This is a genomic window from Streptomyces sp. NPDC041191 (assembly GCF_055591945.1).
The window spans coordinates 238,457-252,281 of the sequence record NZ_JBVIZC010000008.1 but is presented as its reverse complement, the minus strand read 5'-3'; the positions used below and the strand labels follow the sequence as shown (position 1 = coordinate 252,281).

At 75.2% G+C, this 13,825-nt stretch carries 14 protein-coding genes; all 14 read right to left on the bottom strand.

Annotation, left to right across the window (positions count from 1 at the left end):
• Positions 1-14: 14 nt before the first annotated feature.
• The 14 genes from ACZ6AQ_RS18015 to ACZ6AQ_RS17950 all read right to left on the bottom strand — a co-directional run bounded on the left by ACZ6AQ_RS18015 (position 15) and on the right by ACZ6AQ_RS17950 (position 13,760).
• Positions 15-1,139 (bottom strand): IS701 family transposase, encoded by a 1,125-nt coding sequence (locus ACZ6AQ_RS18015; RefSeq protein ID WP_468760646.1) that lies wholly within the window; start codon positions 1,137-1,139, stop codon positions 15-17.
• Positions 1,140-1,595: 456 nt separating this feature from the next.
• Entirely contained in the window at positions 1,596-2,366 is a 771-nt protein-coding gene (locus ACZ6AQ_RS18010) for a 4'-phosphopantetheinyl transferase family protein (RefSeq protein ID WP_468760645.1), read from the bottom strand.
• Entirely contained in the window at positions 2,363-2,749 is a 387-nt protein-coding gene (locus tag ACZ6AQ_RS18005; protein ID WP_468760644.1) for an acyl carrier protein, read from the bottom strand. The genes ACZ6AQ_RS18010 and ACZ6AQ_RS18005 overlap by 4 nt, the downstream gene beginning before the upstream one ends.
• Positions 2,746-5,169, bottom strand: coding sequence for a xanthine dehydrogenase family protein molybdopterin-binding subunit (locus tag ACZ6AQ_RS18000; protein WP_468760643.1), 2,424 nt, complete (start codon positions 5,167-5,169; stop codon positions 2,746-2,748). The genes ACZ6AQ_RS18005 and ACZ6AQ_RS18000 overlap by 4 nt, the downstream gene beginning before the upstream one ends.
• The gene (locus ACZ6AQ_RS17995) at positions 5,166-5,708 is read right to left on the bottom strand and encodes a (2Fe-2S)-binding protein (protein WP_468760642.1); all 543 of its coding nucleotides are present in this window, start codon (positions 5,706-5,708) and stop codon (positions 5,166-5,168) included. Before ACZ6AQ_RS17995 ends, ACZ6AQ_RS18000 begins: the two co-directional genes overlap by 4 nt.
• Entirely contained in the window at positions 5,705-6,679 is a 975-nt protein-coding gene (locus ACZ6AQ_RS17990; protein ID WP_468760641.1) for an FAD binding domain-containing protein, read from the bottom strand. Before ACZ6AQ_RS17990 ends, ACZ6AQ_RS17995 begins: the two co-directional genes overlap by 4 nt.
• Entirely contained in the window at positions 6,676-7,185 is a 510-nt protein-coding gene (locus ACZ6AQ_RS17985; RefSeq protein WP_468760640.1) for an ester cyclase, read from the bottom strand. The genes ACZ6AQ_RS17990 and ACZ6AQ_RS17985 overlap by 4 nt, the downstream gene beginning before the upstream one ends.
• A 1-nt stretch (position 7,186) precedes the next feature.
• Positions 7,187-8,647, bottom strand: coding sequence for an MFS transporter (locus tag ACZ6AQ_RS17980; protein ID WP_468760639.1), 1,461 nt, complete (start codon positions 8,645-8,647; stop codon positions 7,187-7,189).
• On the bottom strand, positions 8,644-9,372 hold the full coding sequence (locus tag ACZ6AQ_RS17975) for an AAA family ATPase (RefSeq protein WP_468760638.1): 729 nt from the start codon (positions 9,370-9,372) through the stop codon (positions 8,644-8,646). The genes ACZ6AQ_RS17980 and ACZ6AQ_RS17975 overlap by 4 nt, the downstream gene beginning before the upstream one ends.
• Positions 9,373-9,605: 233 nt before the next feature.
• Positions 9,606-10,649, bottom strand: a complete 1,044-nt coding sequence (locus tag ACZ6AQ_RS17970; protein WP_468760637.1) for an AvrD family protein — start codon at positions 10,647-10,649, stop codon at positions 9,606-9,608.
• 3 nt (positions 10,650-10,652) lie between these two features.
• Positions 10,653-10,934, bottom strand: a complete 282-nt coding sequence (locus ACZ6AQ_RS17965; RefSeq protein ID WP_388690920.1) for an acyl carrier protein — start codon at positions 10,932-10,934, stop codon at positions 10,653-10,655.
• A complete protein-coding gene (locus tag ACZ6AQ_RS17960) occupies positions 10,928-11,656 on the bottom strand; it encodes an SDR family NAD(P)-dependent oxidoreductase (RefSeq protein ID WP_468760636.1) in 729 nt (242 codons plus the stop codon). The genes ACZ6AQ_RS17965 and ACZ6AQ_RS17960 overlap by 7 nt, the downstream gene beginning before the upstream one ends.
• Positions 11,653-13,002: a class I adenylate-forming enzyme family protein gene (locus tag ACZ6AQ_RS17955; protein WP_388690925.1), complete on the bottom strand. Its 1,350-nt coding sequence runs from the start codon at positions 13,000-13,002 to the stop codon at positions 11,653-11,655. The genes ACZ6AQ_RS17960 and ACZ6AQ_RS17955 overlap by 4 nt, the downstream gene beginning before the upstream one ends.
• On the bottom strand, positions 12,999-13,760 hold the full coding sequence (locus tag ACZ6AQ_RS17950; RefSeq protein WP_388690928.1) for an HAD family hydrolase: 762 nt from the start codon (positions 13,758-13,760) through the stop codon (positions 12,999-13,001). The genes ACZ6AQ_RS17955 and ACZ6AQ_RS17950 overlap by 4 nt, the downstream gene beginning before the upstream one ends.
• Positions 13,761-13,825 lie beyond the last annotated feature (65 nt).

Genomic DNA, 13,825 nt, shown 5'->3' with positions numbered 1-13,825 from the left:
GTCGACTCCTCGGGTCAGAGCGCGGTCGGCAGGACGGAGCCCCGGCCAAGGAGCCGGTGGGCGGCGGCCGCCGCGACGAAGGTCATGTGGCGGTGCCAGCCGGGGAAGGAGCGCCCCTCGAAGTCGTGGAGCCCGCACTCCTCCAGGACTTCCAGGGGAAGCGCGGCGGCGCCGGGGCGGACGAGCGGGGCGGAGCCGCCGTCGGTTCCGGTGATCCAGTACCGCACCGGCCGCCCGGCCCCGGCGGTCCGCTCGGTGAGCAGCGCCAGCGGGACGGCGACGCCGGGCAGCCGGACGACGGCGGGGACGCGGCGCACCCGGCCCCCGGCGGGTCCGGGCGGGACGGCGCGGGCGGTCCCGGCCGGGTCGAGGCGGCGCACCAGGTCGGCGAGGGGGGCCGTGCGGACGGTCCGGTCGCCGGGCGGCCCGCACAGCGCGGGCGTGGCGGCCGGTACGGAGACGGCGAAGGAGAGGGACCGCCGGGCGAGGCCCGCGACGAGCCGGAGGGCCTCGCCCGGCGCCTCCGCGCAGGCGAGGACCGGGAGGCCGGCGGTGACGGGGTGGGCGGCAGCGGCGTCGACCAGGTCGAGGCCGAGCCGGCCGGGTAACCCGTCGCGGACGGTCTCCGGTATCCGGGCCCGCTCGCGCAGCGCGCCGTCCTCGCTCCAGCGGCCGGGCAGGCTCAGGCGCCAGTCGACGGGAACGGTGCCCCGGTCGGTGACGAGGAACGCCCCGAGGGCGAGCTGGCAGCTGAGGGACCGTCCGTCGGCCGGGTCGAAACGGCGGTGCACCCCGGCGGAGTGCTCCCCGCGCTTGGGGACGACGACCGGGGCCACCCGCAGGGCCCGCACCCGCGCCCGCTCCCCGCACCAGCCGGCCAGCTCGCGGCGGACCGGCTCCCACGCCCAGGGGCTGGAGTTGACGATCTGGTGCAGCGACTGGGAGGCGGTCTCGAACGCGCCGGCGGAGCGCGCCATGTTGCGCACGGACTTCCTGCCGGGCGTGGTGACCAGACCCGAGAGGTACGCGCCGGCCCAGCGGCGCTGGTCGGCGCGCGGCAGGCGGTGGAACAGGCGCCGGGCCAGCGGATCGACGGTCGGCACGGTCTCCGGCACGCGCGCGGCCTGCGGTACGGGCATGACGGGCTCCCTCCGGCGAGCGGGTCGTGTGGCCAGAGCCCAAGAATAGCGAGTGTTCTCTTTGTTTTGGGAGTCCGGGGACCCGGCCGGGCGACTTTGGCAAGTTCTCGCCGGAGCACCGCCACGGCCGCCGGGGAGCGCGCGACCGGGAAGCGCGCGGTGCGCCGGAGCGCGCGAAAGCCCTTGCCGGGCAAGGGACTTGCGACACGGAAACCCCGACGTGCGGGCCCCGCCGCGCGACGGGCCCGGTGCACCGGCCCACGCCACGACGGACCGCACGCCACCACGGATCGCACGACACGACGGACCGCACGGCATCCGGCACCGGGCATCGGACATCGGTCGTCCGGCGCCGGACATCGGACGCCGGGCGCCGGACGCCGGACGTCCGGCGCCGCGCGCACGGGAACCCCGGCCGGGTGTGTCACCCGGCCGGGGTTCCGGAGCGCGCCGGTCTCAGGCGGCGAGCTCCGCGAGCACGGAGTTCCGCCGCGCCAGGTCGGCACGGGTGCCGCTGTACAGGCTCTCCATCGGCAGCCAGCGAAGGATCACCGGCCCCTGGGGGGACCCGTGGTGACCGATCGCCGCCGCCGCCGTGTGGCGCGGGCCGGCCGGCACGTCCACCACCGACCACCCCTCGGGGTGCTTCTCGGTCTCCCACCCCAGGTAGTCCAGGGACAGGTCCCGGCCGAGGCCGGTGCCCAGCCCCTTCAGATACGCCTCCTTACGGGTCCAGAGCCGCCCGAACGCCGAGGTCCCCGCGCACGCGGGCACCTCGGCCAGCTCCGCGCGCTCCTCCGGGTGGAACGCCTGCGCGCACACCCGGGCGGTCTCCTCGCTCGGCGTCCTCTCGACGTCCACGCCGATCGGCACCCGCGCCACCCCGATCAGCACCATCCCGCTGCTGTGCGACAGCGAGAAGTGCAGGTCGGACTCGGGGTTCACCAGCATCGGCCGCCCGTGCCGCAGATCGCAGCACGGGCACGGGCCCCGCCCGAAGACGAGGTCCTTCGCGGGCTCGCCCACGTAGGCGGACAGCACCCGCCGCAGCGCGATGTGCGCCGCCGCGTACAGGTACCCGCCGGCCTGGCGACGGCAGGCCCGCGCCCGCTGGAGCTCCGCCTCGTCCAGCTCCCCCATCTCCAGGACACCGGTGATGCTGTCCGGCCCGGGCTGCCGCAGCAGCCACACGTCCGCGCCGGCCGGCGGCGCCAGGGTCGCGGTCATCCGCCATACCCGAGCCGGTCCACCAGCATCGAGGCCAGCGCGCGCGTGCTCTCCGCCGTCAGGATCTCCGGCAGTTCCGGCGCGTCGCCCAGCGCGTCCAGGAGCCGGTAGCGGAGTTCGCAGCCGAGCATCGAGCCGACGCCGACGCCGACCAGTGACCGTTCGGTGTCCAGGTCGGCCGGGTCGATGCCGACCGAACGGGCCACCTCCCGGCACACGTAGTCGAAGAGGATCTCCCGGCGCTCCGCCGGTCCGGCCTCCGCGAGCGTGGCCGCCGAGGGTGCGGTCACGTCCACGGCGAGCGGGCCGTCGGGTCCGGGCTCCGGGAGATCCCAGTCGGGATCGGTATTGAGCCAGTCGAGAACCGCTTGGTCCACGGTCATGATTCCTCCTTGTTGGGGTCGTTGGGGTCGTCGCGGCCGGCACGGTCGTCGCGGTCGTCGCGGCCGGCACGGTCGTCGCGGTCGTCGCGGCCGTCGCGGCCGTCGCGGTCGGCGTTTTCGTTCGGGTCGCCCTGGTCGTTCCGGTTCCTCCGGTGCGACCGGACGAGCGAGCGCACCCGGGCGGGGTGCAGGGGCAGGGCGCCGACGTCGCCGGTGAGCCCCAGGGCGTCCCGCACGGCGCCCGCGAGGACGGCGCCGCTGCCCGCGGTGCCCCCCTCGCCGGCGCCGCGCAGGCCGAGCGGATTGCCCGGTGCCGGCGCGTCCTCGTAGACCACCACCCGGATCTCGGGGAGGTCGGCCGCGCGCGGCCACAGGTAGTCGTCGAGCGTGGCCGTCAGCGGGACGCCGCGCCCGTCGTAGCGGAACTCCTCGGACAGCGCGCCGCCGATGCCCTGCACCGCGCCGCCGAGCAGCTGGCCCCGGACGGATTCCGGGTGGACGGCGCGGCCGACCTCGTAGGTCACCGCGTAGCGCAGCAGCCGGACCGCCCCGGTGTCCGGGTCCACCTCGACCTGCGCGAAGTGGGCCCCGTAGGGGTACGTCATGCCCTGCGCGGCGTACGTCGACCGCCCGATGAGACCGGGCTCGTCGCCGGTCGCCGTCCAGCGCGGCCCGAAGCTCGCGGCGGCGATCGCGCCCCAGTCCAGCCGGCGGCCGGGCTCTCCCCCGACGGCGAGCCCGCCGTCCCGGGGGACGAGCGACTCCGGCGCGGCGCCGAGCAGTTCGCCCGCCACCGCGCGCGCCTTCGCCAGGACCTTCAGGGCGGCCTCGCGCACCGCCGTCCCGCCGACCACGGTCGAGCGGCTGCCGAACGTGCCGCCCCCGTCGGACAGCAGGTCGGTGTCGGAGAGCACCACGTGCACCGATCCGGCCGGCACGCCCAGCTCCTCGGCGGCGATCTGCGCCATGACGGTCCGGATGCCCTGGCCGACGCTGGCGCCGCCCATGACCACCCGGACCGCTCCCGTCACGCCGATGTCCACCACCGCGCTGTCGTAGCCCAGGCCCGCCTTCTCCAGGACGACCGCGCACCCGGTGCCGACCGGCCGCCCGGCGGCGCGCGCGGCCCGCGCCTCCGCCCGCCAGTCCTCGTAGCCGACGTCGGCCAGGGCCTTGTCGAAGTGCTCCAGGTGGTCCTTGCCGTCGAGGACCATCGGGGAGCCGAAGACCGACATCGGCCGCCGGTGCGGGAGTTCGTCCGCCGTCAGCAGGTTGCGCCGGCGCAGCTCGACCGGGTCCAGGCCGAGCCGGCCGGCGGCCACGTCGAGGGCCTGCTCGCGCACGAAGTTGTGCTGGAAGCGGCCCGGGGCCCGGTAGGTGCCGATCGGGGTCTTGTGGGTCTTGACGATGTGCACCCGGGAGCGGCAGGCCGGCAGCCGGTACGGTCCGGAGATCATCAAGGCGGTGAGCGCGGCGACGACCGCGCCGTGCGTGCGGACGTAGGCGCCGTTGTCGAGCCACGCCTCGTCCCGCAGCGCCAGCAGGTTCCCGTCGGCGTCCAGCGCCAGTTCGATCCGGTGCTGCTGCTCGCGGGCGTGGTTGGCGGCGACCATGTGCTCGGCCCGGTCCTCGCTCCACTTCACCGGGCGGCCGGTGCGCAGCGCGAGGAAGGGGACGAGGAAGTCCTCGGGGTAGAACTCGCCCCGGATGCCGAAGCTGCCGCCGGCGTCCGTCTCCCGCAGGTGGATGCGGTGTTCGGGCAGGTCGAGCAGGGTGGCCAGGACCCGCCGGTTGATGTGCGGGATCTTGGCGGCGCCCCAGACGGTGAGCCGTCCGGTGTCGTGGTCGGGTTCGGCGACCAGGCCGCGCGGCTCCAGCGGGGTGCCGCTGTGCCGTCCGGTGCGCAGGTCGGCGGTGACGACGTGGGCGGCCCCGGCGAAGGCGGCGTCGACGTCCCCGTATCCGAACTCGACGGTGCCGACCCCCTCGCCGGGGGGTGCGGTGCGGGCGTCGAGGACGGGCTCGCGCGGGTCGAGGTCGAGCCGGACGAGGTCGGCGGCGTCCTCGGCGAGGTAGGGGTCCCCGGCCAGTACGGCGGCCACGGGCTCACCGGCGTAGCGGACCTCCCCGGTGGCCAGCGGCGGCTGGAGGTGGGGGGTGAAGTCGAGTCCGGGATGCGGCTGGCGCACCGGTATCCGGATGCCGGGCGGCAGGTCGTCCGCCGTGATCACGGCGACGACGCCGGGAAGCGCGGCGGCGCGCGAGACGTCGGTGCCGAGGAGCGCGGCGTGCGCGACGGGCGACCGCACGACGCGCATCCACAGCTGCCCCGGACGCACGACGTCGTCGTGGAAGCGGCCGCGTCCGCGCAGCAGCCGGTCGTCCTCCAGGCGGGGCACGGACCGTCCGAGGGCACTCATCGGCCCGCCGCCTCGATCGCGTCGATCACGGGCTGGTATCCGGTGCAGCGGCAGAGGTTCGCGGACACGCACTCCCGGACGCGCGCCCGGTCCGGGTGCGGCTCGCGGCGCAGCAGGGCGGTGCCGAGCATGAGGAAACCGGGAGTGCAGAAGCCGCACTGGAGCGCGAAGTGGTCGCGGAACGCCCGCTGGAGCGGGCCGAGCCCGCCGTCGTCCCCGGCGAGGGACTCGACGGTCTCCACGCGCTGCCCGTCGGCCTGCACCGCGAGCACGACGCAGGACCGCACGGGCTCCCCGTCCAGCAGGACGGTGCACGAGCCGCACACCCCGGTCTCGCACCCGACCGGCGTCCCGGTCAGGCCCAGGTCGCGCCGCAGCACGTCGGCGAGGCTGCGCCGGGGCTCGACGTCGAGGGTCCGGGGCGCGTCGCCGTTGACGGCGAGTCCGACCGGGACGGTACCGGGGGTGCTGCCGCCGGGCGGGGGCGCGGTGACGCCGTCGTGCGCGGGCGCGGTGACGGGCGGGGTGCCGTGGTTCACGCCGCCACCGCCTCGGGACGGTGCGCGACCGCCGCCGCGCGGGCCCGGACGGCGGACCCGGCCAGGGCGCGGCGCAGCAACACCTCGGCCAGTGAGGCGAGTTCACCGCTCTCGAAATGACCGCCGGGCGGACCGGAGGAGTCGTCGAAGGAGTCGCCGTACGTCCCGGAGGAGCCACCGGACGGCCCCCCGGCCCCCGCCGCCGCGACCGCCGCCCGGGCCGCCGCCGCGAAGGCGTCCGGCTCCGGGCGGGCGCCGGTCAGCAGGGCCTCCGCCGCGTGCGCGCGCACCGGCGCCTCCCACGGGCCGGCCACCGCGATCCGGGCCGCCGCGATCCGCCCGTCGGCGCCCAGGGCCAGCGCGGCGGAGGCGGCCGCCTCCGGCAGCCGGCCCGTCTGGACGCCGTACTCGACGAGGACGGCAGCCGGTTCGGCGTGCGGGAAGCGGACGGCGGTGAGGATCTCCCCCGCCCGCAGCGCGGTGCGGTGGCGCCCCCGCAGGAACGCCGACGCGTCCAGCGTCCGGGTGCCGTCCGGCCCGAGCAGCGTCAGCTCGGCGTCGAGCAGCACCGCGAGCAGGCACCACTCGGCGCACGGGTCGGCGTGCGCGAGACTGCCGCCGACCGTGCCGCGCGCCCGTACGGGCGGCTGCCCGATCAGGGCGGCGGCCTCCGCTAGCACCGGCAGCCGGTGGCGCAGTACGGGGTCGGTGCCGTGCTCCAGTACGGCGTGCGGGGTCGTCGCCCCGATCCGTACGCCGGTCCCGTCCGCCCGCACGCCGGCGAGGCGGGGCAGCCGGCCGAGGTCCACGAGCAGGTCGGGCCGGACGAGGCGCCGGTTGAGCAGCGGGACCAGGGACTGGCCGCCGGCCAGGACCCGGGCCTCGCGGCCGTCGCGGGCCGCCGCCGCGAGGTGGTCCACCGCCTCCCCGGCGGTGCGGGGGCGGACGTAGGAGAAGGGCGCGGGTCTCACGGCCGGTCCACCTCGGGCACCCGCAGTTCGGTGTGGCCGTACTTGCGCATCAGGTCGGCGAGGTCGAAGTGCGCCGAGCGCTCGATGACCTTGTCGCCGCGGAACCGGTCGATGCCGAGCGCCGCGAAGGTGGCCCTGCGGCCGCTCGGGGGCAGCCCCCGGAACGGTCCGAGCTGGGTGGCGGTGCACTCCACGCGGGTGATGACCGTGTCGCCCTCGGCCCACTGCTCGACGACCCGGTCGACCATGTCGGGGAAGGCCGTCCGGAAGGCGCGCACCCACTGCCGCACCCCTTCGGGCCCGCGCAGCCCGAACTGGGGCCAGGTGAAGTCCTCGTGGAACAGCTCGTCGGCGAGGTCGAGGTCGCCGTGGGTGATGATCCGCTCGAAGAGCAGGGCGATCCTCTTCTTGCGCGCGTCGGCCGTGTTCCCGGCCGGGACCTCGGGAAGCTCCCGGGCCGGGTCCTCGGCCGGGACCCCGGCGGGGGTCTGCGTCGGGTGCCGCATGTCATGCCTTTCCGGTGGTCTGGGGAACGGGGGCGGCGGGGGCGGCGGGCGCCGCCGGGCGGGGCAGCGAGCGGGCGGCCGCGGCCGCCACCAGCACCAGGACGAGCCCGGTGCCCGCGACCCAGCGCAGCGCCTCGGCGTGGGCGGCGGGCCCGGTCCGGCCGTCGAGGACGGCGAAGAAGACGGAGCCGATCAGCGCGACGCCGACCGCGCTCGCGAACTGCTGGGCGGTGGTGAGCACGCCGGCGGCGGAGCCGGCCTGGCCGGGCCGTACGCCGGACAGCACGGCGCCGGTCAGCGCGGGGACGGCGAGTCCGTTGCCGAACCCGATGAGCACCATCGGCGGCAGCAGCCGGGCGAGGCCCGGCTCGCCGGGCAGGGCGAGGAGTTCGGCGAGGAGGGCGAGCAGCCCGGTCGCGGCGACGGCGATCCCGGCCAGCACGGTGCGGGTGCCCTTGCCGGGCGGGACGCGCCGGGCGGCCATGGAGGCGGCGGAGAACGCCAGGCCGAGCGGCGCGAAGGCGAGGCCGGCGCCGAGCGGGGAGAGCCCGAGGCCGGACTGGAGCACCAGGGTGAGCGCGAACAGGAAGCTGAAGAAGGCGCCGAAGACGGCCCCGCTGACCACCAGGCCCCGGCGGAAGGAGGCGGCGGAGAACAGCGACAGGTCGAGCAGCGGGGAGCCGCCGCGCCGCCCGAGCCGCCGCTCCCACGCGAACGTCCCGGCCAGGACGGGCACGGCGGCGGCCAGGCAGATCCAGGACCACGCGTGCCACCCGCCGGTCCCGCCGGTCATCAGCGGGACGAGGGCCAGCGCGAGGCCGGCCGGGACCCCGAGGGCGCCGACCGGGTCGAGGCCGGTGCCCGACCGCACCTTCGGCGGGCCCGGCACGACGAGGCGGGCGAGGAGGAGGGTCAGCAGTCCGGCCGGCACGTTGACCAGGAAGACGAGGCGCCAGCCGGGCCCGGTGGAACCCGCCTCCAGGAGCGCGCCGCCGAGCACCTGCCCGGCGACGGCGCCGATCCCGACGGTGACCCCGAACCAGGCCAGCGCGCGCGGGCGTTCGTCCGGCCCGAACACGCCGGTGATCAGCGCGAGCACCTGCGGCACCATGGCGGCCCCGGCCAGGCCCTGGAGCAGCCGGGCGGCGACCAGCTGCCCGGGGGTCTGGGCCAGGCCGCACAGCAGCGAGGCCGCGGTGAAGGCGAGCGTCCCGCCGAGGAACATCACGCGGTTGCCGTGGAGGTCGCCGAGCCGGCCGCCGGTGATCAGGCCGCCGGCGTAGGTGAAGGCGTAACCGGCGACGACGAGTTCGAGGGCGACCGGCCCGGCGCCGAGCTGGTCCCTGAGGGTGGGGGCGGCGACGTTGACGACGTAGAGGTCGAACTGGGCCATGAACAGGGCGGCCAGGACGACGGGGAGCATCAGCCGGCGGCGCTCGTACGCCGCCGCGCCGCCGTTCACCGCGTCCTCGCCGCGACCAGCGAGGCGGTGCTCTGCGTCCGGTCGCGCTCCAGCCGCCAGTCGATGGCGGCGTACTCCTCGGCGGCCAGCGCGAGGGCCTCCTCGGCGGAGCGGACGGGGGCGAGTCCGTACAGCACGGCGATGGTCCGCAGCCGCTCGGCCCGGTCCGGTTCCGCCACGACGTGGTGGGCGAGGCCGAGGCCCTCCAGGGTCCGCAGCAGCATGTCGTCGCAGAACGCGCGGAAGGCGGGATGCATCCTCCGGTGCCCCTCGGGCCTTCCGGCGGCGCCCGGCGGGGCCACCAGGTGCACGAAGCCGTCGTACGTCTCCCGCACGTGCTGCCGGAAGGCGTGTCCGAGCTGGTCGACGGCGTCCGCGAAGAACTCCATGGCGGCGGAGCGCGGGGGGACCGGGGCGGGGGCGGCCGGGTCCATCCCGAACCGGACGCGGGCGGCGGCGTAGATCCACTCCTGGAGCGAGGAGCCGTCGGAGATCAGCCGGTCGCCGAGCCGTGCCTCGTTCGCCACCCGCCCGGCGTGCCGCCGGACCGCGATCTGGAGGTACTCGGCGGGGGTCACCTCGGCGAGCGCCCGGCCCGGCACCGCGTCGGGCAGGATCTCGCGGACGGAGCGGGCGGGCGCGAAGGGGATGCCGGTGTAGTGGGAGAGCGCGATGGCCGTGGAGGTCTTCCCCGCGGCGTAGGTCCCGGAGACGGCGAGACGCATCTGCTGGTGCTCCTTGGTCGGTGGGTGTACGGGGGTACGGGTCGTTCCACGGGAGTACGCGAGGGGGCACCCGGCCCGGCCCGGGAACACGGCGCGCGGCGCGCGGCGCGTCCCGGGCACGGGGGGGCGTCGGGCCCGGCGAGGGGGAGGCGCCGGGCCCCGGTACGGGGGGCTCCGGTACGGGGGACTCCCGTACGGAGGGCTCCGGCGGGGCCGGGGCCCCGGAGCCGGGGTCAGACCGCCCTGGCGGCGGCCTCCGGCGGGAGCTCGTGGGCGAAGGAGCAGCGCAGGCCGATCCCGGCCAGGCCCGCCTCGATCTCGACGCTGCGCCAGATGCCCCCGCGCAGTGGCAGCAGCCGCTTGGAGAGCAGCCGGGCCGTGGCCCGCCCCGGCTCCGAGGGGTCGGTCGGCAGCGGCGGGACGGTGTCCGCCGCGGTCAGCACCGTCTGCATCATCCACAGCGTGTTGCTGTTCGCCCGGTCGATCCGGTCCAGCTCGTACATCAGCACCTGGACGAGCTGGAGGTTGACCACGAACGCGTCCACCGGCGACACCGCGGGCTCGGTGGCCGCGTCCACGCCGAGGGCCACCCCGCCGGCGGGCCGGTCGTCCCGGAAGTGCACGTCCGCCCCGGCGGTCAGCTCCTCCATGTCGACCTCGACGTTGCCGATGACGTGCCGGCGCCGCTTGAACCCCTCGCCGTAGAAACGGAACCGGCCGTCGCCGAGGCCCTCGTCGAGGCTGTCGAAGCGGCCCTCGCCGGTGGCCCGTTCGCCCGCGTCGTGCTCGATCTCGCAGCGCACCCGCAGGGAGCCCACCGCGCCGTCGTGGACGGAGAGGAACCGGCCGGCGGCGCCCGGCACCTCCTCGGTGCGCACCAGGCGCGAGGAGGCCGGGATCCCCAGCAGCTCCTCCTGCGGCGCGCCGCCCGCCCGCAGCACGACCGCGCGCAGCCGCATGGTGGAGCGGGCCGCGCCCCGCAGGCCGTACGCGTGGACGAGGTGCAGTTCGGCGAGCTGGACGCCGAGGACGAGCGCGTCCACGGTGCTCAGGTGCGGACGCAGGTCCGTGCCGTCCTTCTTGCGGGACCAGTCGGCGGGGTAGCCGACGTCCACGGTGGCCCGGACGCCGGGCCGTTCGGTGCCGAGGGGGGTGGCGACGACGTCCCGGACCAGGTAGGTGGCCCGCTGGTACCCGCGGGAGAAGAACCGGCCCTCACCCGGACCCAGGTAGTCGTCGATCGACTTCAGGGTCAGTGCGGAAGTGGCGACGGACACGGCTCACGCACCCACCGTCGCACCGGTCGCCGCCCGCTCCAGCGCGGCCTCGTAGGCCCCGACCAGCTCGCGCAGCGTGCGGACCTCGGTGATGGAGAGCTGCTCGCCGAACGGGTCCACGCCCAGCTCGGTCTCCAGCTGTATCAGCAGCTGCGCCAGCATCAGGGAGTTGACGCCGGACTTGAGCAGCTCGTCGTCCAGCGACAGCTCCTCCTGGTCCGAGCTCAGCACCACGGACTGGATCTCGCGCTCGATGATCTCCTTGACGTTCTGGTCGTTCAGCATGTGATTCCTCCGTCGATGACCAATGACTGACCGGTGATGAAACGTGCCTGTGGGGAGGCCAGGAAGAGCACCGCGTCCGCGATCTCCTCCGCCGTGCCGAGCCGCCCCAGGGGGGTGCGGTGCTGGATCTTCTCCCGATTGCGATCGGTGACGTCCGAGGTGAGTTCGCTGTCGAAGAAGCCGGGGGTGACGGTGTTGACCCGGATGCCGACCGGCCCCAGTTCCCTGGCGAGGGCGCGGCCGAACCCCTCCAGGCCGGCCTTGGCCGCCGCGTACACCCCGACGCCGCGGTAGCCCCGGACGGCGTTGATGGACGAGATGTTCACGACCGATCCGCCGTCGCGCATCATCAGCCGCACGCACGCCTGGGTCAGATGGACGGGCGCCGTCAGGTTGGCGGCCAGCAGGTCGTCGATCCTGCGGGGGGCGATCGTCGCGAAGAGCTCCTGGTGGAGCACGCCCGCGTTGTTGACGAGCAGGCCGAGCGAGCCGAACCGTTCCTTCACGGTCTTGACGAACTGCCGGAGCGCCGGGGTGTCGTGGAGGTCGACCGACTCCCACAGGAAGTCCTCCGGGTGCTCCCGCGCCGTCGTCTCCGTGAACCCGTTGGGCTTGCGGCTGAACGTCGCCACCCGCCAGCCCTCGGCCAGCAGCCGCTCCACCAGCACCCGGCCCAGTCCGCGGCTGCCGCCGCTGACCACCGCGACGCGGGTCCCGCTCACGCCGCGACCCTGATCTTCTTGAAGCGGTCCGAGTGCGTGTCCGTCTCGGTGACGTCCACCACGACCGGCACCTTGAACGCCTCCAGGCGCCGCGCGCAGTGCTCGCGCACCCGGCGCGCGGTGACCCGCGGGTCCTCGCAGGGGCCGGTGAGCTTGACGACCGCCTTGACGACCTGGCCGGTGACGTGGCTCGGGCGGCCCGAGACGACGGCGTCGGCGACGTAGTCGAGCTCCAGGAGGACGTTCTCGACCTCGTTGGGGTAGACCTTCTCCCCCGCGACGTTGATCAGCTCGGACGTGCGGCCCAGGATGCGGACGTACTCGCCGTCCGTCTCCACCGCGTCCTGCGTGTTGAAGTAGCCCTCCTCGTCGAAGGGCGCCGGGGCGTTGAGGTAGCCGAGCATCGCCATGTCGGAGCGGATCCACAGGGTGCCGTCGACGATCCGGTACGAGAACCCCTCGCCGCCCAGCTTCACCCACAGGCTGCCGTCGTCGCGGGACTTGGTGGGCATGATGCCGAGTTCGGAGAGTCCGTAGGTCTGCTTCAGGCGGACGCCGGGCAGCGCCTTGGCCAGCCGGGTCAGGGTGCCCTCGGGCATCGGCTCGGTGCCGTAGGTGATCAGCTTCAGCGAATCGAGGTCGTACCGCTCGTAGGCCCGGGATATCAGCAGCATGTTCAGGAACGTCGGCGTGGTCGGCAGGATCTGGATGCGGCTCCGCTCGATCTCCGCGCAGACGGTCTCGGGGGTGCGCTCCCCGACGGTGACGAGGGCGCCGCCCTGGCTGAGGGTGTGCAGCAGGGTGTTGATGCCGCCGATGTGGTCCAGGCTGAGGAAGCCCAGGGTGCGGGCGGGCCGGGTCGGCGGGCCGTACTTGGCGAGCACCTTGGAGAAGTCCAGGACGCTGGCCTTGCTGCGGCCGGTGGTGCCGGAGCTGAAGAGCACCAGACCGGGCACGCCGTCGGCGCGGAGCCGGCCGTAGAGCTCGTGACCGGCCTCGCGGCCGGTGGTCTCGACGCCGCGCCGCCAGTGCGTGGAGTCGATCGAGATGACCGTCTCGACCTCGGCGACCTCCAGGAACTCGGTGCGCTTGGCCTGCGGCAGGGGGGTCAGCGGGACGACGATCGCGCCGCGTCCGATGAGCGCGAGCAGCCCCGCGCACGCCTCGACGCTGCTGATGCCCTCGATCGCGACGACCCGGCCGGGCCGGATGTCGTGGCGGTCGAGGAACCGCTCCCAGTCGCCGGTGAGCCGCACGAGTTCGGCGTAACTGTGGGTGACGCCCTCGAAGACGATGGCGTCGGCGTCGCCGAAGCTCCGCATCCGGTCGAAGAACCAGGAAGTCATACGCTTTCCACCTCTTTCACCTCGTTCGTCACGGCCGCCGGGAAGCCGGTCGGGCCGGTGTGCCACAGCGGCAGGTCGAGCGCCGGCGGGACCGGCGCGGCGGGCAGCAGGGACCACCCGTTGATGCGTGCGTGGGTGCGCAGGACCTTGTCGCCGCCGACGACCACCGCGGTGCCCGCGGCCCGGAGCATCGGCAGGTCGGAGACGTGGTCCCCGTACGCGATGCAGCGCTCGGGCGTGGTGCCGTGCGCGGCGGCGACGTTCCGGAGCGTCTCGGCCTTGAGGGCGGAGAGCATCGGGGGGCGGTACAGGTTGCCGGTGTAGCGGCCCCAGACGATCTCCGGCTCGGTGCACCAGACCTCGTCGGCGCCGAGGTGGTCGGCTATGGGGTCGAGGACGGCGGGGAAGGAGCCGGAGACGAGGACGATCCGGGTCCCGTCCTGCTGGTGGCGGCGCAGGGCCGCGACGCCGTGTTCGTGGAAGAAGCCGCCGGCGCGCAGTTCCTCGCGGAACCAGTCCTCGGCGAGGATGTTGACCTCGGCGGACCGGGCGCCCTCCAGGTTGGCGAAGTAGGCGCGGTTGGTGGCCTCGCGGGGGCAGCCGATCTCGTTCATCGCCTTCAGCTCGCGGCGGCGGCCGACGTACTCGTGGGGCGGGTGCCCCCGCGCGGAGAGGTAGTGGCGCAGGAAGCGGAACATGCTCGGGACGGTGGTGAGTGTGCCGTCCACGTCGAAGAATGCGGTGCTGTGGCCGTTCAACTGCGTCCTCCAACCTTTCCGGGCGGGGTCGGGCCGGGGGCCCCGGCGGGGCCGGGGCCCCTGGC